The 23,626-nt window shown below is 61.8% G+C and carries 25 protein-coding genes; 13 read left to right on the top strand and 12 right to left on the bottom strand.

What is annotated here, in order from left to right:
• The 6 genes from HJB83_RS09785 to HJB83_RS09760 form a co-directional block, all read right to left on the bottom strand.
• Positions 1-1,085, bottom strand: a 1,085-nt coding sequence (locus HJB83_RS09785) for a HAMP domain-containing protein (protein WP_221159553.1), incomplete at its 3' end; no start/stop codon positions are given.
• Positions 1,086-1,296: 211 nt separating this feature from the next.
• Complete coding sequence (locus HJB83_RS09780; RefSeq protein ID WP_221131774.1) at positions 1,297-2,985, bottom strand: methyl-accepting chemotaxis protein; 1,689 nt, start codon at positions 2,983-2,985, stop codon at positions 1,297-1,299.
• A gap of 31 nt (positions 2,986-3,016) precedes the next feature.
• The gene (locus HJB83_RS09775) at positions 3,017-3,529 is read right to left on the bottom strand and encodes a chemotaxis protein CheW (protein WP_207581723.1); all 513 of its coding nucleotides are present in this window, start codon (positions 3,527-3,529) and stop codon (positions 3,017-3,019) included.
• A complete protein-coding gene (locus HJB83_RS09770) occupies positions 3,526-5,580 on the bottom strand; it encodes a chemotaxis protein CheA (RefSeq protein ID WP_221131773.1) in 2,055 nt (684 codons plus the stop codon). The genes HJB83_RS09775 and HJB83_RS09770 overlap by 4 nt, the downstream gene beginning before the upstream one ends.
• Positions 5,577-5,945, bottom strand: a complete 369-nt coding sequence (locus HJB83_RS09765; protein WP_003552634.1) for a response regulator — start codon at positions 5,943-5,945, stop codon at positions 5,577-5,579. The genes HJB83_RS09770 and HJB83_RS09765 overlap by 4 nt, the downstream gene beginning before the upstream one ends.
• Complete coding sequence (locus tag HJB83_RS09760; protein WP_221131812.1) at positions 5,942-6,271, bottom strand: STAS domain-containing protein; 330 nt, start codon at positions 6,269-6,271, stop codon at positions 5,942-5,944. Before HJB83_RS09760 ends, HJB83_RS09765 begins: the two co-directional genes overlap by 4 nt.
• A gap of 341 nt (positions 6,272-6,612) precedes the next feature.
• On the opposite strand from HJB83_RS09760, the gene HJB83_RS09755 reads away from it, so the two are divergent.
• Positions 6,613-8,355: a chemotaxis protein gene (locus tag HJB83_RS09755; RefSeq protein ID WP_221116409.1), complete on the top strand. Its 1,743-nt coding sequence runs from the start codon at positions 6,613-6,615 to the stop codon at positions 8,353-8,355.
• A gap of 118 nt (positions 8,356-8,473) precedes the next feature.
• On the opposite strand, the gene HJB83_RS09750 is transcribed toward HJB83_RS09755, so the two are convergent.
• Positions 8,474-9,556 (bottom strand): tetratricopeptide repeat protein, encoded by a 1,083-nt coding sequence (locus HJB83_RS09750; protein WP_207581727.1) that lies wholly within the window; start codon positions 9,554-9,556, stop codon positions 8,474-8,476.
• A gap of 10 nt (positions 9,557-9,566) precedes the next feature.
• Positions 9,567-10,220, bottom strand: coding sequence for a thiamine phosphate synthase (locus tag HJB83_RS09745; protein WP_207581728.1), 654 nt, complete (start codon positions 10,218-10,220; stop codon positions 9,567-9,569).
• A gap of 107 nt (positions 10,221-10,327) precedes the next feature.
• On the opposite strand from HJB83_RS09745, the gene HJB83_RS09740 reads away from it, so the two are divergent.
• Together HJB83_RS09740 and HJB83_RS09735 are read left to right on the top strand one after the other, a co-directional pair.
• The gene (locus HJB83_RS09740) at positions 10,328-11,092 is read left to right on the top strand and encodes a sulfite exporter TauE/SafE family protein (protein ID WP_221131772.1); all 765 of its coding nucleotides are present in this window, start codon (positions 10,328-10,330) and stop codon (positions 11,090-11,092) included.
• Between the two features lie 93 nt (positions 11,093-11,185).
• Positions 11,186-11,446 carry a helix-turn-helix transcriptional regulator gene (locus tag HJB83_RS09735; RefSeq protein ID WP_164008189.1) on the top strand — a complete coding sequence of 87 codons (261 nt, stop codon included), beginning with the start codon at positions 11,186-11,188 and terminating at the stop codon, positions 11,444-11,446.
• 205 nt (positions 11,447-11,651) lie between these two features.
• On the opposite strand, the gene HJB83_RS09730 is transcribed toward HJB83_RS09735, so the two are convergent.
• The gene (locus HJB83_RS09730) at positions 11,652-11,825 is read right to left on the bottom strand and encodes a YdcH family protein (protein ID WP_007631579.1); all 174 of its coding nucleotides are present in this window, start codon (positions 11,823-11,825) and stop codon (positions 11,652-11,654) included.
• Between the two features lie 228 nt (positions 11,826-12,053).
• Between HJB83_RS09730 and HJB83_RS09725 the strand changes: the two genes are divergently transcribed.
• The 6 genes from HJB83_RS09725 to HJB83_RS09700 all read left to right on the top strand — a co-directional run bounded on the left by HJB83_RS09725 (position 12,054) and on the right by HJB83_RS09700 (position 16,028).
• Positions 12,054-12,257 carry a YdcH family protein gene (locus HJB83_RS09725; protein ID WP_164008191.1) on the top strand — a complete coding sequence of 68 codons (204 nt, stop codon included), beginning with the start codon at positions 12,054-12,056 and terminating at the stop codon, positions 12,255-12,257.
• Positions 12,258-12,273: 16 nt separating this feature from the next.
• The gene (gene purE / locus HJB83_RS09720) at positions 12,274-12,768 is read left to right on the top strand and encodes a 5-(carboxyamino)imidazole ribonucleotide mutase (protein ID WP_164008565.1); all 495 of its coding nucleotides are present in this window, start codon (positions 12,274-12,276) and stop codon (positions 12,766-12,768) included.
• Positions 12,765-13,841, top strand: a complete 1,077-nt coding sequence (locus HJB83_RS09715) for a 5-(carboxyamino)imidazole ribonucleotide synthase (RefSeq protein WP_221159552.1) — start codon at positions 12,765-12,767, stop codon at positions 13,839-13,841. The genes purE and HJB83_RS09715 overlap by 4 nt, the downstream gene beginning before the upstream one ends.
• Before the next feature lie 164 nt (positions 13,842-14,005).
• Positions 14,006-14,131, top strand: a complete 126-nt coding sequence (ykgO, locus tag HJB83_RS09710) for a type B 50S ribosomal protein L36 (RefSeq protein WP_003566454.1) — start codon at positions 14,006-14,008, stop codon at positions 14,129-14,131.
• 110 nt (positions 14,132-14,241) lie between these two features.
• On the top strand, positions 14,242-14,856 hold the full coding sequence (locus tag HJB83_RS09705) for a hypothetical protein (RefSeq protein ID WP_207581731.1): 615 nt from the start codon (positions 14,242-14,244) through the stop codon (positions 14,854-14,856).
• Between the two features lie 116 nt (positions 14,857-14,972).
• Entirely contained in the window at positions 14,973-16,028 is a 1,056-nt protein-coding gene (locus tag HJB83_RS09700) for an alpha/beta fold hydrolase (RefSeq protein WP_221131770.1), read from the top strand.
• A gap of 108 nt (positions 16,029-16,136) precedes the next feature.
• Here the strand turns inward: HJB83_RS09700 and HJB83_RS09695 are convergent, their stop codons facing one another.
• The gene (locus HJB83_RS09695) at positions 16,137-16,853 is read right to left on the bottom strand and encodes an SDR family oxidoreductase (protein ID WP_207581733.1); all 717 of its coding nucleotides are present in this window, start codon (positions 16,851-16,853) and stop codon (positions 16,137-16,139) included.
• A gap of 115 nt (positions 16,854-16,968) precedes the next feature.
• On the opposite strand from HJB83_RS09695, the gene HJB83_RS09690 reads away from it, so the two are divergent.
• From HJB83_RS09690 to HJB83_RS09680, 3 genes are all read left to right on the top strand, one after another.
• Positions 16,969-17,823, top strand: coding sequence for a helix-turn-helix transcriptional regulator (locus tag HJB83_RS09690; RefSeq protein WP_207581734.1), 855 nt, complete (start codon positions 16,969-16,971; stop codon positions 17,821-17,823).
• A 74-nt stretch (positions 17,824-17,897) separates the two neighbouring features.
• The gene (gene ggt, locus HJB83_RS09685) at positions 17,898-19,634 is read left to right on the top strand and encodes a gamma-glutamyltransferase (protein ID WP_221131769.1); all 1,737 of its coding nucleotides are present in this window, start codon (positions 17,898-17,900) and stop codon (positions 19,632-19,634) included.
• 125 nt (positions 19,635-19,759) lie between these two features.
• Entirely contained in the window at positions 19,760-20,734 is a 975-nt protein-coding gene (locus HJB83_RS09680) for a threonine/serine dehydratase (RefSeq protein WP_207581736.1), read from the top strand.
• 98 nt (positions 20,735-20,832) lie between these two features.
• Here HJB83_RS09680 and HJB83_RS09675 read toward each other — a convergent pair whose 3' ends face one another.
• Positions 20,833-21,630 carry an SDR family oxidoreductase gene (locus tag HJB83_RS09675; RefSeq protein WP_221131768.1) on the bottom strand — a complete coding sequence of 266 codons (798 nt, stop codon included), beginning with the start codon at positions 21,628-21,630 and terminating at the stop codon, positions 20,833-20,835.
• A 125-nt stretch (positions 21,631-21,755) separates the two neighbouring features.
• Between HJB83_RS09675 and HJB83_RS09670 the strand changes: the two genes are divergently transcribed.
• Positions 21,756-22,700, top strand: coding sequence for a GlxA family transcriptional regulator (locus HJB83_RS09670; protein ID WP_405048983.1), 945 nt, complete (start codon positions 21,756-21,758; stop codon positions 22,698-22,700).
• Positions 22,701-22,704: 4 nt separating this feature from the next.
• On the opposite strand, the gene HJB83_RS09665 is transcribed toward HJB83_RS09670, so the two are convergent.
• Positions 22,705-23,601, bottom strand: coding sequence for a LysR substrate-binding domain-containing protein (locus HJB83_RS09665; RefSeq protein WP_207581739.1), 897 nt, complete (start codon positions 23,599-23,601; stop codon positions 22,705-22,707).
• Between the last annotated feature and the right edge of the window lie 25 nt (positions 23,602-23,626).

Raw genomic sequence — 23,626 nt, 5'->3', positions numbered from 1 at the left:
CGGGCGATCTTTTCGGTCTGCGCCGCGTTGTCGGCGTTCTGCTTGATGTTGGCGGCCATCTCCTCCATCGAAGCGGAAGCCTCTTCGGCCGAAGCGGCCTGTTCGCTCGCGCCCTGCGAAACCTGCTCGGAGCTCGAAGACAGTTCCTGGCTGCCGGCCGAAACATTTTCCGCGGCCGCGGCCGCATCGGAGACCACGCCGCGCAGGCGCTCGACCATCTGCTCGAGCGCTATGCCGAGCATATCCTTGTCGGAAAGCGGTTTGGGCGACACCGTCAGGTCGCCGTTCGAAATCTGGTTGGCGATCTCTGCGGTGTTGCGAAGATTACCCGTCATGACGTTGATCGTGTTGACGAGATCCTTGATCTCGTCGTTGCTCTTGATCTCGGCCTTCTGGTTCAGGTCGCCTATGGCGACCGCGTTGGCAACGTTCATGATCTTGCGCAGGCCGCTGTTGATTCCGAGCGCGATCCACAATGCGGCGGCAAAGGCGATGACGGAAGCGGCGATAGCGATGCCGATCAGCAGGTTCTTGGTGGAGCCATAAAGGCTTTCGGTGTCGTCATCGGCCTGCGTCATCGCCTTCTGCTGCTGCGTAACGAGCGCCGCGAAGACGTCTTCCAGTTCCGCGACGAGGGCGCGAACCTCTCCTGACGACAGGGCATTGGCCGCTGCTCTGTCACCACTTTCCTGGATGGAGGCGACTTGGTGGGAGCCTTCGGTGAAGCGCTTGGCCAGTTCGATCAGCCTATCCCACATGGGCTTGCCGTCAGCAGTTGCAAGCTGTTGGCCGCTCGCCGCGAAGGCGAGCATTTCATCCATGCTCCTCGCCGAGTTCTGATAATTCTTCCTGGCCACCTCGGGATCCATTTCCAGAAGGGCATTCTTCTGCCAGCGAATGCCATTGAGCTCCGCGGCTTTTGCTTCCAGGGCCAGTTCCAGGTTCTTTGCGGGACCCGAGATGAGGTTGCCGACGGCATCGTTGAGTGAACTGAGACTGATGATCCCATATACCGCGCTGCCCACCAGCAACAGTATGACAAAGCCGAATGCGGCTGCGAGCTTAAGTTTAATCGTAATACGCATCTCAATGTTCCTCTCTGAGAGCGAGGCAATAAATATGGACCAAGGGGCGCGGCATCATGCAGCAAAGAAATTCTGGTAGGCGAAGACATGCCACGGAAGGAAGTTGACAGACTTCCATGCCGGCATGCGCGTGCCGGAAGCGTGTGTCGCGGGCGAGCTGACTGGCCCACGACAATTCGCACGAGAGCGCATAGCGCTTCCCCAGGGAGCGCTATGCGCTCTCCCTGAACTCGTCATCGGCCGTGTCGGGACCACCCATCGACATGTCGAGGGCAAATCCCTTCACGCGGGCCTGCTGACCGGCGACCGTATTGGCGGGTGACTTGGTGCCCGGCTTGCGCGGTACGGGCTGAGGCCGGCTGCGGACCGCGGCTTTTGCAGCTGGCGCACGCTCACGGCGCCCGCCCACCATATCGACCTTGAAGAAGGCGATCGACGTCTGCAGCTCTTCGGCCTGCGAGGCTAGTTCCTCGGAAGTTGCCGACATCTGCTCGGAGGCACCGGCATTCTGCTGCGTCACCTTGTCGAGCTGCTGAATCGCCTCGTTGATCTGGGCAGCCCCGATATCCTGTTCGCGGCAGGCGGCACTGATCTCGGAAACCAGCTCGGCCGTCTTGCGGATGTCGGGCACCAGGCGGCCGAGCATGTCGCCGGCTTCCTGAGCGGCCGTCACGGTATTGCCCGACATGGCGCTGATTTCGGCAGCGGCCGATTGGCTGCGTTCGGCGAGCTTGCGCACCTCGGAGGCGACGACCGCAAACCCCTTGCCGTGCTCGCCGGCGCGTGCTGCTTCCACAGCAGCATTAAGGGCGAGAAGGTCGGTCTGGCGGGCGATTTCCTGGACGATGCCGATTTTCTGGGCGATCGTGCGCATGGCTTCGACGGCGCGGGAGACGGCTTCGCCGCTGGCTTCCGCGTCCTTGGCCGATTGACGGGCGATCTTTTCGGTCTGCGCCGCGTTGTCGGCGTTCTGCTTGATGTTGGCGGCCATCTCCTCCATCGAAGCGGAAGCCTCTTCGGCCGAAGCGGCCTGTTCGCTCGCGCCCTGCGAAACCTGCTCGGAGCTCGAAGACAGTTCCTGGCTGCCTGAAGAGACGTTGTCGGCGGCCGACAGGGCATCGGCAACGACGCCGCGCAGGCGTTCGATCATAATGTTGACGTTGCCGAGAAGCTCGCCGATTTCGTCGCGGCTGGTGATATCGGCCATCTTCGTCAGATCGCCTTCCGACACTTCGCGAACCACGGTATTGGCCCGGCTAAGGCCCTTGCTGATCGTGCTGGCGATCCAGAAGGCGGTAATGGCCGCAATCAACAGGGCAAAGGCAGCCACCGCCATCATCATCGTGCGTGTGGTCGCATACTGCGCGTCGGCGCTATCGTCCGCAGCCTTCATGCGCTGCTTTTCGAGTGCCAGGATTTCGCCGAGCGTCGAGTCGATATCGTTGGCGGCGGCCCGGGCTGCCGTGACGGAGATGGTATTTGCGCCTTCGGCGTTACCGGCCTTCACATAGTCGCGGATCTGGTCGTCGGCTGCATTGAATGTCTTGGAAAGTTCGGCGATGCGCGCCCAGCGAACCTTGCCTTCTTCCGTTGCCAGCGCCAGAACCTGGCTGAAGGCATCGGTGAATTCCTTGCGGGCCTGATTGCCCTTTGCGATCGCACCGGCCGTCTCGTCGGCAGTGCGGGCGGTGAGCAAGTTTTTCTGCTGACGAATGGCCTCGAGCTGGGCGATGTTGATTTGCTGCGCCAGGTCGAGACGGGCTGCCGGACCGGCGATGAGATTGCCGATCGTATCGTTCAGCGATCCAAGGCTGACGATGCCGTAGGCAGCGGTGCCCATCAGCATGAGGATGATGAAGGTGAACGCGGTCACCAGTTTTGTCTTGATGGTCAATCGCATCGGTTTAACCCCAACCTGAACTCAGCCGACATCAGCTGGCGGCTCCCGCCGCATTGCGCCTCGATGAAAAAATCGCCTGCAGATTCGGGAGAATGATGAATTCTCCGCCCCTCTTCACCAGGCAGTTGATATAGTCGGCGCGCCAGCGCATGCCGATGCTCGGCGGCGCTTCGCTCGCGGTCTTTGCAAGCGTCGTCACCTCGTTCACCTTGTCGGTCCTGAGGCCGACGAGCGTGTGCTCGCCTTGCAGATCGATCTCGATGACGATGATGCGGCTGTCGATCGTCGCCTCTGCGGCTTCCATCCCGAAGGCGAGACGCAGATCAGCGAGCGGAATGACCTTGCCTCGAAAGTTGATGACGCTGGCAACGAAGGGCTGGCTGCCTGGCACCGCAGTCTCGGGAAGCAGATCCAGGATCTCCTGGACGATGACCGCTTCCAGCGCGAAGGTTTCGCCGTTGAGATCGAAGGTTAGAACCTCGACTTCCTCGGCATAGCTCCAGTGATTGTCAAATCGTTCGGCTGTCGTTGCTGTTGCGCTCATCCTGCTACACGCAATTGCGCCTCCTGTTGCTGACCCGCGGCAACCAGGTGCCCGACGTCGAGAATGAGGGCGACGCTGCCGTCGCCGAGAATGGTGGCGCCCGAGAATGTCGCGACGTTATTGTGCAGTTTCGACATCGACTTGATGACCGTCTGGTGGTCGCCGATGATCTGGTCGACGACGAGGCCGACACGCTCCGTGCCGGTCGAGATGACGACGACCTTTTGATGTACGTCGGGCTTGGTGCCAGTGCGGAAGAGATCGCGCAGGCGCAAGAACGGCACCAGGCTGTCCCGCAGCGAGATGAAGCTGCGGCCGCGCGAGCGGAGATCTTCCTCGAGCGACAGTTCGAGGCATTCCTCGACCGCCGAGAGCGGGATGACGTAGCGGCCGGAACCGACGCGCACCAACAGGCCATCGATAATGGCGAGCGTCAGCGGGATGCGTAGCGACACTTCCGAACCCTGCCCCGGCACGCTGACGATGTCGATCGCGCCGCGAAGCGCTTCGACCGTCTTCTTGACCACGTCCATGCCGACCCCGCGGCCGGACAGATTGGTGATCGCCGCGGCCGTCGAGAAGCCGGGAGCGAAGATCAGCTGCAACAGCTCAGAGTCGGAAAGCGGTTGGCCGGGCTGGATGAGGCCGGAGGATTCCGCCTTGGCGCGAACCCTTTCACGATTGATGCCGCGACCGTCATCCTTAATCGAGATGATCACTTCGCCGCCGGCCTGACGGGCCAAAAGCGTCACCGTGCCGGCTTCGGACTTGCCGGCGGCAAGGCGATCGGCGGGCGTTTCGAGGCCGTGATCGATCGAGTTGCGCACAAGATGCACCAAAGGATCGGCCAGACGTTCGATGACCGTTTTATCGACCTCGGTGCTCTCGCCCTCGGTCACCAGCTCGATCACCTTGCCGGTCTCGCGGGCGAGATCGTGGACGAGGCGGCGGAAACGGGAGAAGAGGGTGGCGACGGGCACCATGCGCAGCATCATCATCGTGTCGCGCAATTCACCGGAGAGACGTTCGATTTCTTCCGAGACGGAGCGCAGCGCGATATCGCTACTGGCGCTGGCGAGCTGGCTGAGACGCGATTGCGCGATGACGAGCTCGCCGACGCGATCCATCAACTCGTCGAGACGTTCGGCCGGAACGCGGACATTCTCGGTCGCCTTCGCCTGGCTGACGGCGGCGGGCGCCTCGCGCTTGGCCGAAACCGCCTCGACAGGACGGAATTCCAGGACGGGTGCTGCAGGAACGGCCGGCGCCGATGCTGCAGCGCCATGTGCGGCTGCCTTTTCCGCGGCCGGGGCGGCGGTTGCCGCTGCCGCGCCATCGATATCCTCGACGCTGAGCTCCATATCGTCGAGCACGAAGATGAAGACGTCGTCGATCGCCGAGCGGTCCTGCTCACTGGTCAGCGTCACGTCCCAGGAAATGTGGAGTTCCGTCGGAGTGAGCTCGTCGAGCGGCGGAATGGCCGAGGTGTTGGCGCGCACGGTGCATTCGCCGAGATCGCGCAGCTCGTCCAACAGGCCGAGCGGGTTGGTGCCGTTGGCCATCGAATTGGCGGGCAGGCTGAAGTGGATGCGCCAGCTGTTTTTCTTCTTCGCCGGTGCCTCGCGGATGGCAGCGACTACAGCAGCAGCGGCCGGCGCTGCAGCAGTCGGCGTCTCCTTGCCGCCGACGGCAGCCTGCAGCTGCGCCAGAAGCGTGCTGCCGGTATCGCCGTGATCGGCGTCCGGCTGGTCGACGAGGGCACGCATATGGTCCTGGGCGGCAAGAACGGCGGCGACGAGTTCACTGGTCGCCGCGACCTCGCCCTTGCGGACGCGGTCGAAGGCGGTTTCGCAATGATGAGTGAAGGCGGCGAGCGCCTCGAAGCCGAACATCGCGCCGGAGCCCTTGAGCGTGTGCAGCCCGCGAAAGACGGCGTCGACGAGATCCTTGTTGTCGAGCTGGTGGGTCAGGTCGAGAAGACCAGCCTCGATCGCTTCGAGGCATTCGGCGGCCTCTGTGCGGAAGACGGCGACAGGATCGAGCGTACTCATCGTCCGAGAACCTTCTTCACGATCTTCACCAGACTTTCCGGGTCGAACGGCTTGGTCAGCCAGCCCGTCGCGCCGGCAGCCTTGGCGCGCGCCTTGAGATCGGCGTCCGATTCCGTCGTCAGGAAGATGATCGGAACCCCGGCCTGTGCCGGCAGTTTGCGCAGTTCCTCGATCATCGTCAGCCCGTCCATGACAGGCATATTCAGATCGGTGACGATCAGATCGAAGCTGCTGCCCTTGGCCGTCGCCAGGCCCTCGGCCCCATTGACCGCCTCGGTGACGCTATAGCCGGCATTGGTCAGCGTGACTTTGGTCGTCAGACGAATGCTGGCGGAATCGTCGACAGTCAGGATATTTGCACTCATAACGACACCTCTTTATGCAACCAGAAATTTGCGTCTTCTTGATCGAAGGATTCGATGAAACCTGAGCGCTCAAGTACGTTCAGGACAGAGCCGCTAGCCGGGGAAGAAAGCCTGAAGGTTTTTCCATGGGATTTTGCTTGTCGCCGCGAAGATTCGATGAGTTGAACGAAGCTCAGATCTGCTTCAGCGCCTTCCGGAATGCTAACGATGATTGTATCGCGGCTATGAAATTCGTTGAAAATCTTGGAGAGTAGTTCGGACACGTTGCGAATGCTGAGCACGCCCGGCAAATTTATAGATTCGTAATATTGTTTCGGAGTATCCAATGCAGCCTCCTGGGCCAGGGAAATACTTGAGGACCCTAAAAGGACTCTCATGGCAGCGTTAACGCAGGGTAAACAGCGGTTGTAGAAAACCGCCGTATAGCGCGCCACGCGACTCTCAATTCTCATCCGGGAAAAGTTGTATTTTTCTCTCAAAATTTAGAAAAAAATAAAGCAAAAACAGCATGTTGAATTGATCTCTCGGCCGTGACGCTTCGTGCCGAAGCGCCATCCACATCTTTCGTTAATCACAACGCTGGCGAGTCCGGCGCGTTTACCGGACGTTTCCATCCTGCCCGTAAAAATAGAGTCAAATCGCCTGTGTTCTAAGAAAAGGTATAAAAGTGGCACACGCCCTGGTAACATCGAACGCTGCAACCTACACGTCAGGGCGGGACATCAGCCAGACCCTGGAATCCGCCCGCAGCCAGGTCGAGGAACGCTTCCTCGAAGGCGGCACCGTGCTGCTCTCGGTGATGGATGTCCTCAACCGCTTGCTGAATTCGCTCGAGAGCGTCACCACGACGCTCGACAACAAGGAAGCGAGCGACACCAGCGCCGATCTCAGCGCCACCGTGGAGAGCCTGACAGCGCTGCCGGTCACCGAAGAAAACCGTCAGCAGGCGCTCGTCTCGCTGGCGCATACCGGCAGGGAGCTACGCAAGCATGTCTCCGACATGCAGGAGACGATGCGTTATCTCAGAACCTTCGCCGTGACCGTGAAGATCACCGGTGCCGGCCTTGCCGAATTCGCCGGCTTCGCCCAGGAGATCCTGGAGCGCATTTATTCCGGCACCGATGAGGTCAACCGCTTCGCCACCCATCTCGACAGCCTCGACAAGGAGGTGAAGCTCGCAGCCTCTTTCGGCGCCAGCGTTTCCAAGGGATATGCCGATACCGTTCCGGCGGTTGCCGGAGCCCTGCGCGATGATGCAGCCAAGATCGCCGGGCACCGCAAAGATCTCGGCGTCATCGCCCGCGACGTCGGCGCAATTGCACGCGCCGTCCAGAGTAAAGTCGCCTCGACTCTATCGGCCCTGCAGATCGGCGACATCACCCGCCAGCGCATCGAGCATGTGCAGGCCACCTTTTCGCTGCTTGACGATTTCTTTGCCGGCGAGGATGGCGCAAGCCTCGACGCCGGCGCGCGCCAGCGCCTCCAGAACATCATTCACCATTTGACCGCAGCGCAGATGAGCGACATGTGCGCAAATTTCCAGCGGGATTCGGAGAACGTCGTCAAGACGATAGCAAGTTTCGACCACGATATGCGGGAGATCCTCAAGCTGCGCGATCAGATGAGCGGCGAGAGCGGCGAAGCCGGCGGCAACTTCATGCGCGCGCTGGAATCCAGCGTTTCGGCCGCCCACGAAATCGTCAAGCAGGTCGATACGGCAAGCCGCCAGGCCGACCAGGTGAGCCAGTCGACGATCGGCACGGCCGCCAAGCTCTTCGAGGCGATCGGCAACATCCGCGCCGTCAAGACCGACATTCACTATATGGCTTTGAATACCAACCTGCGCTGCAGCCGCCTCGGCGAGGAAGGCAAGTCGATCAACGTTGTCACCGCCGAACTACGCATCTTTGCCGGCAAGCTCGATGATTCCGCCGACGCCATCGTCAACGGCCTGCCGGCGCTCGAAGCCGCGGCCGGGCGGGTCGCCCCCGCCACGGACGCCGAGCCTGGCGGCCTGGGAGAAAGCCTGACGTCGGCCGTCGGCAACATCCGCTCTGCGGCCAACGCGATGGAAAACGAGCTGAAGGTACTCGCCGAGAACGGCCGCGAGGTCGCCACCAAAATCAGCCTGCTGATTGGCAAGCTCGATTTCCAGCATGATCTCGGCGAAGTCCTTGCCCGCTGCGCCGATCTGCTCGAAGGCGTTGCCGGCACCGATATCGCCGATATCTCCGACCTCGCTGAGGTGATCGCGCCGCTCGATCGCAAAATCTTCAAGCACTATACGATGGCCCAGGAGCGAAACATTCATCGCGACATCATCCCGGCGAGCGAAGACAGCACCCCCGCTCCAGCCGAGATCGGCAAAGCCGAAAACGACGAGGATCTGTTCGCCGACGCGCTTTTCTAGAGCAAATTCAAACAAAGTGCCCGGTGGTTCTGGGATAACGACATCCGTAAAAACAATAAGCTAAAGCGCGACAAGCGAATCTGAAGATCGCGACGCGCTTCAGTTGGACGTGCGCCTGCTATCGCCGCCGGAACTTGTTGGCCGCCTCGATCGCCGCTTTCTGCTGATCGTCCTCGATGCCGAGATAGAAATCCTCAAGCGACGGATCGGCGAGCCCAGCCCGGCGCGACAGGACGTACCACTTCGCCGCCTCGACCGGATCGGGCGCCGTGCCGATGGCGTTGATATAAAGGTGGGCGAGCTTGTTCTGTGCGGCGACGTTGCCGCCATTGGCGGCAAGTTTCAGCCATTCGAAGCCCTTGACGTAATCCTTCGGTCCGCCGACGCCGTTGACGAGCCAGATCCCGAGATCGAGCTGGGCCGTGTCAAAGCCGGCGCGCGCCGCACGTGCCATCCACTCTCGGGCGAGCTGTTTCTTTTCCTCCGGCAAGTCCTTCAGCGTCGAATAGATCTGCGCCACGGCATATTGCGAATCGGCAATGCCCTGCTCGGCCGATTTCTCGTAGAACGGCAGCGCAAGCCTCAGCCCCTTCTCGCCGGGATTGTCGGCGATGAGAAGCTGCGCCCAGTTGAATTCCGCCGAAGGATTGCCGGCTTCGGCCGCCTTGCGCATGTAGTCGTCGGCCTTGACCTTGTCGCGCGGCACGCCTTCGCCTTCCATCAGGATCAGCGCATACTTGAACATTGCCGCCGCATCGCCGCCTTCGGCCGCCTTGCCGTACCAGAAGGCAGCATTCTTCACGTCCTTCTTGACACCGAGGCCCTGCGAGAGGATTTCGCCAATCAGCGTCTGCGCCGCCGCATCGCCGAGCTGGGCGCGCGGCAGCGCCTTGTCCATAGCCGTCAGATAATAGCCGCGCTGGAAGGCGCCGTAAGCCTCGTCGACCGGCCCCTTGTAATCCTTCTCCGGCGGCAGGTCAGGCAGCTTCGCACCCATGCGGTCGAACACGCCGACACCATCGGAAGGCCTCACCACCGGACCGGAGGGCCGGTCGGTGCGGAAAGTCGAAGCCGGCGCCGAGCCCGGCTGACTGATGACGCTGTCGGTGGCCTGCGCCAGGACGACATCCGGCCCGGCCGCAACGAGGGCGGCCATGCTGGCAAGGATAAATTTCAACAGGGGGGCGGTCGGGATCGGCATGAGCGCGATTTCAATCCTCAAACCGTGGCGCTTTTTCGTCAAGCAGCGCGTTGACTTCGGCGACGATCGATGGCGCTCGGGTGGGTTCGCCGAAGACTGCCAGCCGCAGTGCCACGAACTCCGCTCCGGTCTCGGCGACGGCAAGCGCCGAAGCAGGATCGGTGCCGCCCATGACAATGCAAGGAATCTCGATCATCGAGGCCCACCATTCGCCAAGCGCAAGGTTCTTCGGATGGGCCTCCGGCTTGATATCGCCGTCGAGCTTGCCAAAAAAGATATAGTCGGGCCTGACTTCGCCGATCTGCAGTGCATTGTGGCGGTCGGCTGCGTTACCGCCGCCGACGATCAGCTTCGGCGCATGTTTTTCGATCGCTTCCGAAAGCGCCTCGGCATTGCCGGAAAGGTGCAGGCCATCGGCCTTTGCCCGTCCCGCCACACGGCTGTCGCCTGAAATTAGCGCGGCCGCTCCGGCACTCTGGATCAGCGGCACCAGTTTTTCCGCATGTTTCTGGAAGGTGCCATCGTCAAGCCCGTATTGCGGCACGATCACCGAGGCGACATCGCCGCCCCTCAGCGCGTCGGCAACGATCCTTGCCTGTTCATCGGCATCGGCGATATCAGGTGTGATGAGCACAAGGCGGCAGCGGTTTTCCGGTTCGGTCATGGGGTCTTTCCGTTTCCTGCGAATTCCCCTTCGAAAGGAGGGATCCGCACTCGTTTTGTGTGAGTAGTTCCGTTAGACGAGGCTTGCAAGAGGAGGACGTCGAAAGCATGCCGCAGGATTTGTCATTCTACTACGCCGCCGTGCCCGCCGTTCTGCTGGTAGGCCTCGCAAAGGGCGGTATGGGCGACGCTTTGTCGCTGATCGGCCTGCCATTCCTCGCCCTCGTCGTCTCGCCGGTCGAGGCGGCGGCGATCCTGCTGCCGATCCTGGTCTTCATGGACATGATCTCGCTCGTCATCTGGCGCAGACATGGCGACTGGGCGACGCTGAAGATCATGCTGCCGGGGGCAATCTTCGGCATCGCGCTCGGCTGGGCGACTTCGGCGCTCGTTCCGGGCAATATTCTGCGCATCGTCATCGGCGCGGTGACCATTCTCTTCTGCCTGCGCTATTTCTGGAACAATTACGGCCCGGGCGCCGGCAAGATGATCCCGCCGCGCGGCCAGCGACCGGTGGCCGCCGGCCTCTGGGGCACATTTTCTGGTTACGGCAGCTTTGTCGCCCATGCCGGCGGTGCGCCCTTCCAGATCTATGCCCTGCCGCTCAAGCTACAGCCGCGCGAATATACCGGCACAAGCGTGCGCTTCTTCGCGATCCTCAACGCCATCAAGCTGATCCCCTATTTCGCGCTCGGCCAGCTCGACACCCAAAATCTTGCGACCTCCGCGACGCTTCTGCCCTTCGCTCCGCTCGCCACCATTGCCGGCGCCTGGTGCGTGCGCCGTATGAAGCCGGCGATCTTTTATCCGTTCATGTATGCGATGGCCCTGATCGCCGCCTTCCTGATCGTGCGCGAGGGTCTTGGCTGGTAGAGTCGGCAATTCTAAGTGTAACAGCGGCGCTGTAGTACGCTGCAATGCACAATTTCCTTGCTGGACCGGCCGGTTTGCCGTAGCGTTCCCGCCATGTCGAACACGGACCCTTTCTCTGCGATTGCCGATCCGAACCGGCGGTTTCTGCTGGAGGAACTGCGCCGCGCGCCACGGACAGTCAACGAGCTCGCCGAGGGTCTGCCGATCAGCCGCCCGGCCGTGTCGCAACATTTGAAGGCGCTGCTCGAAAGCAATCTCGTCTCAGTGACCTCTGAAGGCACGAAGCGCATTTACACTGTCAATAACCGCGGATTCGACAAGCTTAATTTGTGGCTCGATCAGTTCTGGGCTTGATGCCTGCTCCCGCGAGACTGTGGGACATGATGCTTATGATGCACCGCTGCTCAAAGCCTACGACCCAAAAGCGCCAGCCGCGATGCTGCAGGCATCGGGCTGGCGCAAATCTGGTGTAAAATCACCGGTTCTTGCTGATTTCAGGCGGAATGGATGGATTTACCTTTTCGTTCGCAAGATGGTCGACCGGCGACCCTTGGGAAGATCAGTGGACGGATGACTTGAGACGCATAATCTCGTCCTTGATGCGCAACTTGCGGCGCTTGCATTCGGCAATTTCCGTATCGGAGATAGAGGGAGCTGTTCTGAGCGTATGCAACTCCTCCTCAAGAGCGACATGCTTTTTCTGGAGTGATTCAAGATGAGCTTGAACTGTCATTTGACCCTTCCTTCCTCTTACCCTCCCCGGCCATCATCGTCGGGGATCAAGGTGTCAACGCGGCGGACTGTGACATATTTTTGAATGCTTGTCGAAGGCCAAAAGATGGAGACTGGATGGCAATTTCATGATCAAGACTAACTAGCCGTTACCTGTATTTGGTGATAGGAGCTTGCGGAAATCATCGGCAGATCGGACAAGGTCCGAGGACGATAACGGGGAATGCATATGGCCGATCAGGAACAGGCGGAAATCAGGCTCATTGTGGCGCGTCTGCGCCAGGAGCACGAGGATTTCGACGCCGCGATCAACGCCATGATCCAGATAGGATGCGATGCTCTGCGGGTCCAGCGCATGAAGAAGAAGAAGCTTGTCATCAAGGACAGGCTCTCCAAGCTGGAAGATCAGATCATCCCTGACATCATCGCCTGAGGGGATAGCAGCAATGATGACAGACAGACCGTCCGTCGCCATCATCATGGGCAGCCAGTCCGACTGGGAGACCATGAAAAACGCCGCCGACACACTGGAGGCGCTGGAAATCCCTTATGACGCGCGCATCATTTCGGCGCACCGCACACCCGACCGGCTGTTCAATTTTGCCAAGGGCGCCCGCACGGAGGGCTTCAAGGTCATCATCGCCGGCGCCGGCGGCGCCGCCCACCTGCCGGGCATGGCCGCATCGATGACGCCGCTGCCGGTTTTCGGCGTGCCGGTCCAGTCCAAAACCATGTCGGGCCAGGACAGCCTTCTTTCCATCGTGCAGATGCCGGCCGGCATCCCTGTGGGGACGCTCGCCATCGGCAAGGCCGGCGCGGTCAACGCTGCCCTCCTCGCCGCCGCCGTACTTGCCCTTTCCGACGAAGAAATCGCCGACCGGCTCGACGAGTGGCGCGAGCGCCAAAGTGCTGCAGTCGCCGAATACCCGATGGACGACCTATGACGGCAAGAACGATCGGCATCATCGGCGGCGGCCAGCTCGGCCGCATGCTGGCCATTGCCGCCGCCCGGTTGAATTTTCGCACGGTCATTCTCGAGCCGCAGACGGACTGCCCGGCCGCCCAGCTCGCCAACCGGCAAATTACCGCCGCCTATGACGATCCGGCGGCACTCGCCGAACTCGCCGATGTCTGCGATGTCGTTACCTACGAATTCGAGAACGTGCCCGTTAAAGCCGCCGAAACGCTCTCGGCCAGCGTGGCCGTCTATCCGCCGCCGAAGGCGCTGGAGGCCGCCCAGGACCGCCTCGTCGAAAAGCGTTTTCTCAACGGCTGCGGCATGACCACCGCCCGCTTCCACGCGATCGACAGCCAGACCGATCTCGAAATGGCGCTTGAGGATTTCGGCGGCCAGGGCGTGCTGAAGACCCGCCGTCTCGGTTATGACGGCAAGGGCCAGAAGGTTTTTCGCTCAGTGGCCGACAGCCCGGATGGCGCCTATGCCGCGCTCGGGGCCGTGCCGCTCATCCTGGAAAGCTTCGTCGCCTTCGAGCGCGAGATCTCGATTATCGCTGCGCGCGCCACGGACGGTACGGTCGTCTGCTTCGATCCCGCCGAGAATGTCCATCGCAGCGGCATTCTCCACACCTCGACGGTTCCCGCTACGATCTCGCCGACGACGGCGGACGCCGCGCGCCGATCGGCCGAAAAGATCCTCGCAGCATTGAACTATGTCGGCGTCATCGGCATCGAATTCTTCGTGCTTGCCGATGGCGGCCTGATTGCCAACGAGATGGCGCCGCGTGTCCACAACTCCGGTCACTGGACGGAGGCCGCCTGCGTCGTCAGCCAGTTCGAGCAGCATATCCGCGCCGTTGCCGGAATGCCTTTGGGAGACGCTGGACGTCATTCCGACTGCATCATGCAGAACCTGATCGGCGACGATATCCTGGCCGTTCCCAACTGGCTGCAGCGTCCGGATACGCTGGTTCATCTCTACGGCAAGACCGAGTGGCGCCCCGGCCGCAAGATGGGGCATGTCACCACCTTGACGCCGAAATCGCCGGTTTTAGGCTGAGAAAACACCCTTGCGCCTTGGGAAAAACACCGTCATGCGGTTGACACGGAAAAGGTGACGGGGTATCTGCTCCCCCACCTAAACAGCGCGCCCGATGGCGCGCTTTTGATTGTTAAAGATACGGGCGAATGTGAATTCCCCCATAGAGATCGCGGATCAGAAAAATGAAGATCAAGAATTCGCTCAAGTCGCTCAAGGCTCGTCACCGTGACAACCGTCTGGTTCGCCGCAAGGGACGCATCTATATCATCAACAAGCTGAATCCGCGCTTCAAGGCTCGTCAGGGCTGATTTCGCGCGCCCGGATCGCCTTGCCGCGCAGTTGCCTCGGCAGATATATCCGGTGGGTCGCTGCGGTGATCACGTCAAATTTGTTTGATCTTCGGCGTTGGCGGGCTAATATGTCCGCCATGCGCTTTTTTGCTTTGACGTCAGCGGCGCTGCCGCTCGCCCTCATCCTCCTCACTTCCGCCTTTCCGGCCGCTGCGGCGGAGAAGAACGTCATCGTCGAGCAGACGGACGTCACCAATTCGCCGAAGCAACACCTCGACCAACTCTTCAGCCAGTTGAAACGCGAGCGCGACCCTGACAAGGCCAACGGCATCGCCAATGAAATCCGCATGGAATGGAACGATTCCGGCAGCGCCACTGTCAATCTGCTGATGCAGTGGGCCGACAAGGCAATCGAGGAAAAGCGCAATCCCGCCGCCCTCGATTTCCTCGACGAGGCGATCGCGCTGAAGCCCGATTATGCTGAAAGCTGGAACCGCCGCGCCACGCTGAACTTCGTCATGGGCAATTATCGCAAATCCATGTCGGATATCGAACACGTGCTCGATCTCGAGCCGCGCCATTTCGGCGCGCTCTCCGGCATGGCGGCGATCCTCAGCAACTCCGGCAACGACCAGCTGACCTTGAAGGCTTGGGAGCGTTTCCTCGATGTCTATCCCGCCGAGCGCACCGCCCAGGAACAGGTCAACACGCTTGCGGAAAAACTCGCCGGCAACCGCACCTGATCTCGGCTCGCCGATCTTGACCTCCAGCCAAGCCGCGCAATTTAGAACTGTAGACGGGAAACGACGCAGCGCGTCCGCTCTCGGCAAAACCGCCGCAACTATCGGCCGTTAAGATCATGTTTGCAGAAGTTTCCGCTCTTCTCGCCCCGCTCGCCGCCGCCATCGGTTTCTCCTCCTACAAGGCGCGGCAATTCGAATATGCCTATCCGAATATCGGCGAACTGACGGATGTCGGCGGCTACCGAATGAACGCCGTCCATATCGAGCGTCCCGAAAATGCGGATCTGCCGGCGCTCGTCTTCATTCACGGCGCCAGCGGCAATCTGCTCGACCAAATCGTTGCCTTCCGCGCCGATCTCGAAGGCCGGGCGGAAATGCTGTTCGTCGATCGTCCCGGCCACGGTTATTCCGAACGCGGCGGTCCTGAAAACGCGGTTCCTTCCGGTCAGGCCGATGCGATCGCCAGGCTGATGGAAAAGCGCGGCATCGAAAGGGCTGTTATCGTCGGCCATTCCTTCGGCGGTGCGATCGTAGCCGCCTTCGGCCTGCGCCATCCCGATAAGACATCAGGCCTGCTCTTCCTCGCACCCGCCACCCACCCTTGGCCCGGCGGCATCGACTGGTATTATCACGTCGCAACCGTGCCGATCCTCGGCTGGCTCTTCAACCACGCGATCGTCGTGCCCCTCGGGCTGAGCCGGGTGGAACGCGGCACACTGAATATTTTCCGCCCCAATCCACGCCCGGCCGATTACATCGAAAAGACCGGTCCGTCGCTGGTGCTGCGACCCAACGCTTTCCACAGCAACGCGGCCGATTTTAAAAGACTGCTTGCCTATGTGAAGGAACAGTCGCCGCTCTATGCGCGGATCACCGCGCCGACCGTGATCATAACAGGCGACAGCGACGAGATCGTGTGGGAGCACCTGCATTCGCGCGGCCTGGCCCGCGACATAACAGGCTCCGAGCTCATTACCGTTCGCGGTGTCGGCCACAAGCCGGATTATCTCGCAACCGATGTCGCCATTGCCGCCATCGAAAAAATCGCCGGCAAGCCACGCGACCTGCAGGCAATCGCCCGCAGAGCCGAAGAGAGACTTGCCGCCGCATCACGCGATCAAACGCTTGGAACCGTACCCTCGTTGGGGCCTGGCGCCCTGCACGGCGTATGACCTCTCCGGCTCGCGTTTCTCGGCGGCAACGCTGCAGTCCTTTGTTTTTATACATGTCGTTATCCCGGAACCGCTGCACACTTCCGGGCAACATGCATTAAACCTGCATCAGGCGCTGAGACGCACACCGCCGTCGCAGGTGATGACGTGGCCGCTCATGAAGCCGTTTCCGATCAGGAAGGCGATCGCCTCCGCGATGTCCTCGGGCCTGCCGACGCGGCCGACCGGCGTGCGGCTGGCAAAGTCCGCAAACACGCCGCCACGCTGCTCGGGCGGCAGGAAACCCCACCACGGCGTATCGACGACCCCAGGTGAAACGCCGTTGACGCGCAGCGGCTTCAATTCGGCGGCCAGCACCGGCACCATCGCCTCGATGCCGGCATTGACGGCCGCAAGGCCAGCCGTGCCGGGCATCGCGGCTTGCGCGCTGACCGCCGAAACGAAAGTGATGCTGCCGCCCGGCTCAAGCACTGGCAATGCCGCCTGCGCCGCCGCGGCATGCGGAATGAGCTTGCTCTGGAACCCGGCAAGCAGATCCGCCATGTCGAGCGTCGCAAAAGGTCCGGCGCCGTGACCACTGCCCATCGCCAGCACCAGATGACCGAACGCGCCAATTCCGGCGAAGGCCTGCCCGAGTGTGGAAAAATCCGTCGCATCAAGCACGAGGCTGCGCAGATCGCCGTCGAGCGATGCTTTTGCTGCGGCAAGCTTTTCGCCGTCGCGGCCCGCAATGGTGACCGTATATCCCTGTTTCAAAAGTAATTTCGCCGTGGCGAGGCCGATGCCGGAAGAACCGCCGATGACGACGACATGCTGTAAAGACATGATGCTGCTCCTAAATTAATCGAGCCGCAGGCGCTTCGACCACCAGCGACGCCTGCATCATGCGCCGCCTGGAAACGTCAAACAGTTCTGTTTTTATCCTGGTATCGATACTGATATGATCCCTGGCATGGACCAGAGAGCCGACACATTCGAAGCCCGCCGCCGTGAATTTGCGGCCTTCCTGCGCTCTCGTCGCGAGCGGCTGACGCCATTCGAGGTCGGCTTGCCAGAGGGTTTTCGGCGACGCACGCCGGGTTTGAGGCGTGAGGAGCTCGCCATGCTCGCCGGCGTCGGCACTACCTGGTACACATGGCTGGAACAGGGCCGCGACGTCCGCCCCTCCGCACAGGTGCTCAATGCCCTTGCCGATGCGCTGCGTCTCGACGAGGCCGAACGCCAACATCTCTTCACCCTCAATGACCGCCAGGCGTCGCAGACAGTATCCAGCATACCCGAATGCGTCGACGAACCGCTGCAGCGCATACTCGCCAACCTCACGCACCAACCGGCCTATGTGCTTGGCCGCCGCTGGGATGTGCTCGCCTGGAACCGCGCCGCCGAAGTACTCTTCGGCGGTTATGACACGCTCGACCGTGACGAGCGCAACATCATGCATCGCCTCTTCGCCGACCCGACGCATTGTCGGCTCCTCGTCGATTGGGAGGCGGTTGCCCGCGTCTCGCTGGCGATGTTTCGCGCCGACAGCGCGCGTTATGCCGGTGATCCGGATTTCGAGCGACTGATCGCCCTGCTGAAACAGGCAAGCTCTGAATTTCGTGACTGGTGGCAGCGCCACGAAGTCGTCAGCCCGCTGTCGGGTATCAAGCGCATCGACCATCCTGTAAAAGGCCGCATGTGCTTCGAGCATACAGCGCTGACGCTGACGAGCCGGCCGGAGATGAAGCTCGTTGTCTATACCCCGCTGGATGATGAGGACACCAACCGGAAACTCGCCGAGCTTCTTGCCTAAAGCAAAACCCTCGCATTGCCTCGGGCCGCCGCAGCCCCATATGCTTCCCATCATTGTCCACTAGAGGGGAAGTCATGGGCCGCCTGCATATCGGGACGATCTCCGTCATATCAGCCCTGTCGCTGTGCCTGACTCCGGCGCTCGCCGCCTCGCCTGCCCCTGTCGAAGCCGAGCACGGCATGGTCGTCACTGCCCAGCATCTGGCGACCAATGTCGGCGTCGAGGTGCTGAAGGGCGGCGGCAATGCCGTCGATGCAGCCGTCGCCGTCGGTTATGCGCTGGCGGTCGTCTATCCCTCGGCCGGCAACCTCGGCGGCGGCGGCTTCATGACCATCCGCCTGAAGGACGGCACGAAGACCTTCCTCGATTTTCGCGAACGTGCGCCGCTCGCCGCCACGAAGACCATGTATCTCGATGCCAAGGGCGATATCGTGCCGCGCGCCAGCCTCGACGGTTATCTTGCCGTTGGCGTTCCAGGCTCCGTCATGGGCTTCGAAACCGCCCGCGAGAAATACGGTACAAAGTCGCGCCAGGATTTGATCGCACCGGCACTGCGCTTCGCCACGGAGGGCTTCACGCTGGAACAGGGCGACGCCGCGAGCCTCGCCGGCAGCGCCAAGCGGCTCGCCAAAGACGAGGCGGCGGCGAAGATCTTCCTGAAACCCGACGGCAAACCTTATGCATCGGGCGAAAAGCTCGATCAGCCCGACCTTGCCGCGGTCCTGGCAGGCATCTCCCAAAAAGGTCCGGACGCCTTCTATAAGGCAGCACCCGCCGAGGCGATCGTCAAGGCAAGCCAGGCCAAGGGCGGCATCCTCGCCAAGGAGGATTTCGAGCAATATTCCGTGCGCGAGTTGAAGCCGGTCGAGTGCAATTACCGCGGCTACGACATCATCTCCTCACCGCCGCCTTCCTCCGGCGGCGTCATCATCTGCGAGATCCTCAACGTTCTCGAAAATTATCCACTTTCCTACCTGGGCTACGGTTCAGCCGACACCGTCCATGTCATGGTCGAGGCAATGCGCTATGCCTATGTCGATCGCAATGCTGCGCTCGGTGACCCCGATTTCATCGAGAATCCGGTCGCAAAGCTCATCGACAAGGCCTATGCCAAGGAAATCGACGCCAAGATCGATCCCTACAAGGCTGGCACTTCCGCCAACCTCAAACCGCTCGGCGGCAAGGAAAGCACCGAGACGACGCATTATTCGATCATCGACGACGAGGGCAATGCCGTTGCCGTCACCTATACGCTGAACGGCTCCTTTGGCGCCGCCGTCGTGGCACCGGGCACCGGCGTCCTGCTCAACAACGAGATGGACGATTTCACCTCCAAGCCCGGCGTGCCGAACCTCTACGGCCTGGTGCAGGGCGAAGCGAATGCCATCGCTCCGAAGAAGACACCGCTCTCCTCGATGAGCCCGACGATCGTCACCAAGGACGGCAAGCCCTTCATGGTGATCGGCAGCCCCGGCGGCTCGCGTATCATCACCATTACGCTGGAGGCGATCCTCAACGTCGTCGATTTCGGCATGGATATCAGCCAGGCGGTGAACGCGCCGCGTATCCACCATCAATGGCAGCCCGACAAGGTCTATCTCGAACCCTATGCGCTGTCGCCCGATACGGAAAAGACCCTCGCCGCCATGGGCTACAGCTTCGATGGCGGCAATGACGCGCCGCTCTGGGGCCAGGCCGCCGGCATCCTCGTCGGCGGCAAAAGCCTCGCCGCCATCGAAAAGGGCGGCGGTGCGCGGTACAATGGGGCCATGGACAGCCGCGCGGCGGAGGGTTCGGCCAACGGCTACTGACGTCGGCAGCTTGCGGCGAGCTGCAAACGCGATGCACCATTTATGTCACGGTGACAAAGTCGCCGTTCACAAGTCGCTTGCCGCACCCTAAGCAAGAGCGAACCCGCAAGCAGGACGATTCCCGAATGGTCAGCATTGAAATGATTGTCGCCGCCCGCGCCCGTCTGCGCGGTCACATCAGGCGTACGCCGCTTCTATCCTCCCCCTTCCTCAACGAGATCGCCGGCCGGCGCCTGTTCGTGAAGGCGGAATGCCTGCAGCATTCCGGCTCGTTCAAGTTTCGTGGCGGCTGGTCTGCCGTCTCCGGCCTCGATCCGGCCGTGCGCGCCAAGGGCGTCATCGCCTTCTCCTCCGGTAACCATGCCCAGGGGGTCGCGCTTGCCGCCAAGCTGCACAATGTGCCCTCCGTCATCATCATGCCAAGCGATGCACCGAAGCTGAAGATCGCCAACACCCGCGCCTTCGGCGCCGAAGTCGTCCTCTACGACCGTGTCAATGAGGATCGCGACGAGATCGGCGCGAGGCTTTCAGCCGAGCGCAGCCTGACGCTGATCAAGCCCTTCGACGAACCGCTGGTGATCGCCGGTCAGGGCACGACCGGTCTGGAGATTTCCGAGCAAGCCAAAGAGGAAGGCGTAACGTCAGCCGAAGTCCTCGTTTCCTGCGGCGGCGGCGGATTGACCTCCGGCATCGCGCTCGCTCTCGAAGCCAGCGCCCCTGGCTTTCGCGTCCGCCCCTGCGAGCCCAAAGATTTCGACGACACCACCCGCTCGCTCGCCTCCGGCAGGATCGAACGCAATGCGTCGACAGCAGGCTCGATCTGCGATGCGATCCTCACGCCGCAGCCTGGCAATATCACCTTCCCGATCCTCAAGCGTCTCGCCGGCGCCGGCATCGTCGTCACCGATGATGAGGCGCTGCGCGCCATGGCGCTGGCTTTCACCCGGCTGAAGATCGTCGTCGAGCCCGGCGGTGCCGTGGCGCTTGCCGCCGCCCTCTTCCATGGCGAGGCGCTGGAAAGCGACACCGTCGTTGCCGTTACCTCAGGCGGCAATGTCGATGCCGATATCTTCGCCATGGCGCTCGGACGCTTCGGCTGAGATACCGTGTCGGCGCAGGCTGTAAACGGCCTCGGATTTCAGGAACGCCCGTGACCCGTCCGCAGCAGCAGCGGCGGACGGTCTTTCATCGGCGACCGTCATGCGATCTTGTAGCGTTCCGCCGGCACGGTGCGAGACAGGTTCGGCATCAACGCCTGACGCGCCTCCTCGTAGGCGGCAAGCAGGCCTGCATCCTCGAGTGACGGGATCGTTGCGAACTCGCCCTGCCCGAGGCCCGAGAGCGACGCATCGACCATGTTTTCTGCAGACATCACGATCTCATTCGGCAGATACTCGACCGGCGTGCCGGCGATGCCCCAGAATTCCGTCGCAGTGGCGCCGGGCAGCACGACCTGAATGCGGATGTTCTTTTCCGCCAGCTCATGCTTCAGCGACTGGCTGAAGGCGAGTACGAAGGCTTTCGTGCCGCCATAGACGCCATTTAGCATCTCTGGGGAGATCGCGACGATGGAAGAAATATTGATGATCGTACCGCCGCCGCGGGCGACGAAACCCGGCACGACGGCATAGGTCAGCCGTGTCAGCGCCGTCACATTGAGCTCGATCATCGCCTGCATCTTGTCGACATCGGAGGAAAGCAGCGGCGCCGTTCCGCCGACGCCGGCGTTGTTGACGAGAAGCGTAATGCTCCGGTCTTCCTTCAGTACGCCTTCGATGCGGCCGAGGCCTGTCTTGTCGCCGAGATCGGCCACGACAGTCTCGACCGTCCGGCCGGTTTCCGCCGTCAACCGGCTTGCCAGCGACTTCAGCCGTTCGCCGTTGCGGGCGACGATGATGAGGTCGTAACCCTGCTTCGCCAGCCTATGGGCGTAGACTGCGCCGATGCCCGAGGATGCACCGGTCACCAGCGCCGTGCCCTTCAGTTCCTGTGTCATGATCCGTCTCCTTGAATACGCCCTGGCCTGATGCCCTGCGCTTGAGGAGAGTCTTACGCCCGATTGCGCATGTCCTGAATGTCATATATACCACCTTTCAGGACATCATTTGGGATCTGATGATCGTGCAACGAATTGGCTTTCTGCTCTATCCCGGCTTCCAGATTATGAGCTTGGCGGCCGTTTCCGCCTTCGAGTTCACCAATATCGAACTTGAGGAAAAGGCTTACGACATCCATTATCTCTCTGAACATGGTGGGTCGATTGCCAACTCGCTTGGCATGGTGATGGAGACGGAGGCCTTTGGCGACCCGGCCCTCGACACGCTGATCGTGGCGGGAGCGCCTGGCGTCAGGCTGCCGAGCGCAGCAGAAGCCGACTTCATCCGCGCCGCCCTGCCCGCTACCCGTCGCTTGGCCTCGATCTGCACCGGCGCCTTCTTTCTTGCCGAAGCCGGCATTCTCGACGGCCGTCGGGCGACGACGCATTGGTATGTCTCGCGCCAACTGCAAAGCCGATATCCAAAAATAAAAATGGAAGAAGACCGGATCTTCATCATCGACGGTTCCGTCTGGACCTCGGCCGGTATGACGGCCGGTCTCGATCTGGCTTTGGCGATGGTTGAGAAGGATCACGGTTTCGAGGTGGCCCGTGCCATTTCCCGCAAGCTCGTCGTCTATCATCGCCGGGCCGGCGGCCAGTCGCAATTTTCCGCCCTTCTGGAACTGGAGCCCAAATCGGACCGCATCCAGAAGGCACTCGCCTACGCCCGCAGCAATCTGAAATCGGCGCTGCCAGTTGAGGAACTGGCGGAAGCGGCCCACCTTAGCCTCCGCCAGTTTAGCCGCGCCTTTCGCGCCGAGACCGGACAATCACCGGCCAAGGCAGTTGAGAACCTGCGGTTGGAAGCCGCCCGCCTGATGATGGAGCAGGGCCGCCACCCGATCGACGTCGTTGCCCGCGAAACCGGCTTTGGGGATCACGAGCGCATGCGCCGTGCCTTCCTGCGCGCTTTCGGCCAGCCGCCGCAGGCAATTCGGCGCACCGCCCTACAGCAACGGCAGATGTGATGTGTCAGGCCGCCGTCCCGCGCAGGGCGCCATGCACCGATTGCAGCACGAGTTCGGCAAGCCGGGCCGCAGCCGGTTGCGGTTCGGCTTCGGCCCGATGCAGGACCAAACCGAGCTTTGGCAAATCAGGCAGGCCAATCGTCTCCGGCGCCAGCGGTCGGACCTTTGCCGGCAGGCCGATCGGTGTACGGATGGTGATGCCGAGGCCCGCCGCCGCCGCTGCCCAGAGACCGCCGAGGCTGGGGCTGACAAAGGCGAGACGCCAGGAAATGCCCGCCTCGTCAAGTGCCCGGGTCGCAGCACTTCGCAATAGGCATGGCGCCTCCAGCGAAGCGAGCGGCATCGGCTCACCGCTTGCCGCATGCCAGCCCGGGGCTCCCTCGACAGGTCCAATCCAACGCATCGGCACCTCGCCAATCTGCTCGCAATGCGAAGTCCGTGTGCCATCGCTCCAGGCAAGCGCCAGATCGAGCTTGCCTGAGGTGACGCGCTCGAGCAGTTCGGCATTGCGCACCACCCGCGCTTCGATGCGGACCTTCGGATGGGCACGCGCGAAGCGGCCGAGCACCTCCGGCAGCAGGTTTTCGCCAAAATCCTCCTGCAGGCCGAGCCGCACCCAGCCCTCCAGCTCGACGCTGTGCACGGCCGCAGCCGCCTCGTCGTTGAGTTCCAGCAGCCGCCTGGCATAACCGAGCATCGTCTCGCCGGCGTCGGTCAGCGCCAGGCCGCGCCCCACCTTGCGGAAGATCGGCGTGCCGGCCTGCTCCTCCAGCTTCTTCAGCTGCGCGCTGACCGCCGAGGTGGAACGCCCGAGCCTTTCGGCCGCCTTGGCGAAATTGCCGAGCTCCATACCGGTCGAAAAGGTACGGAGCACATCGAGATCGAAAATTGTCCGCCGCATTCTATAATCCCATTTTTCAGGATCA

It is taken from the genome of Rhizobium sp. NZLR11, from assembly GCF_019685115.1.
Taxonomy (GTDB): domain Bacteria; phylum Pseudomonadota; class Alphaproteobacteria; order Rhizobiales; family Rhizobiaceae; genus Rhizobium.
Note: the sequence above shows the minus strand (reverse complement) of the source record. Positions and strands in the feature narration are given on the sequence as shown.

Bases quoted from the DNA above. Each gene is read 5' to 3' on its own strand.
- HJB83_RS09780 (WP_221131774.1), bottom strand. From the start codon at position 2,985: ATGCGATTGACCATCAAGACAAAACTGGTGACCGCGTTCACCTTCATC.
- HJB83_RS09775 (WP_207581723.1), bottom strand. From the start codon at position 3,529: ATGAGCGCAACAGCAACGACAGCCGAACGATTTGACAATCACTGGAGC.
- HJB83_RS09770 (WP_221131773.1), bottom strand. From the start codon at position 5,580: ATGAGTACGCTCGATCCTGTCGCCGTCTTCCGCACAGAGGCCGCCGAA.
- HJB83_RS09765 (WP_003552634.1), bottom strand. From the start codon at position 5,945: ATGAGTGCAAATATCCTGACTGTCGACGATTCCGCCAGCATTCGTCTG.
- HJB83_RS09750 (WP_207581727.1), bottom strand. From the start codon at position 9,556: ATGCCGATCCCGACCGCCCCCCTGTTGAAATTTATCCTTGCCAGCATG.
- HJB83_RS09745 (WP_207581728.1), bottom strand. From the start codon at position 10,220: ATGACCGAACCGGAAAACCGCTGCCGCCTTGTGCTCATCACACCTGAT.
- HJB83_RS09740 (WP_221131772.1), top strand. From the start codon at position 10,328: ATGCCGCAGGATTTGTCATTCTACTACGCCGCCGTGCCCGCCGTTCTG.
- HJB83_RS09735 (WP_164008189.1), top strand. From the start codon at position 11,186: ATGTCGAACACGGACCCTTTCTCTGCGATTGCCGATCCGAACCGGCGG.
- HJB83_RS09730 (WP_007631579.1), bottom strand. From the start codon at position 11,825: ATGACAGTTCAAGCTCATCTTGAATCACTCCAGAAAAAGCATGTCGCT.
- HJB83_RS09725 (WP_164008191.1), top strand. From the start codon at position 12,054: ATGGCCGATCAGGAACAGGCGGAAATCAGGCTCATTGTGGCGCGTCTG.
- purE (WP_164008565.1), top strand. From the start codon at position 12,274: ATGACAGACAGACCGTCCGTCGCCATCATCATGGGCAGCCAGTCCGAC.
- HJB83_RS09715 (WP_221159552.1), top strand. From the start codon at position 12,765: ATGACGGCAAGAACGATCGGCATCATCGGCGGCGGCCAGCTCGGCCGC.
- ykgO (WP_003566454.1), top strand. From the start codon at position 14,006: ATGAAGATCAAGAATTCGCTCAAGTCGCTCAAGGCTCGTCACCGTGAC.
- HJB83_RS09705 (WP_207581731.1), top strand. From the start codon at position 14,242: ATGTCCGCCATGCGCTTTTTTGCTTTGACGTCAGCGGCGCTGCCGCTC.
- HJB83_RS09700 (WP_221131770.1), top strand. From the start codon at position 14,973: ATGTTTGCAGAAGTTTCCGCTCTTCTCGCCCCGCTCGCCGCCGCCATC.
- HJB83_RS09695 (WP_207581733.1), bottom strand. From the start codon at position 16,853: ATGTCTTTACAGCATGTCGTCGTCATCGGCGGTTCTTCCGGCATCGGC.
- HJB83_RS09690 (WP_207581734.1), top strand. From the start codon at position 16,969: ATGATCCCTGGCATGGACCAGAGAGCCGACACATTCGAAGCCCGCCGC.
- ggt (WP_221131769.1), top strand. From the start codon at position 17,898: ATGGGCCGCCTGCATATCGGGACGATCTCCGTCATATCAGCCCTGTCG.
- HJB83_RS09680 (WP_207581736.1), top strand. From the start codon at position 19,760: ATGGTCAGCATTGAAATGATTGTCGCCGCCCGCGCCCGTCTGCGCGGT.
- HJB83_RS09675 (WP_221131768.1), bottom strand. From the start codon at position 21,630: ATGACACAGGAACTGAAGGGCACGGCGCTGGTGACCGGTGCATCCTCG.
- HJB83_RS09665 (WP_207581739.1), bottom strand. From the start codon at position 23,601: ATGCGGCGGACAATTTTCGATCTCGATGTGCTCCGTACCTTTTCGACC.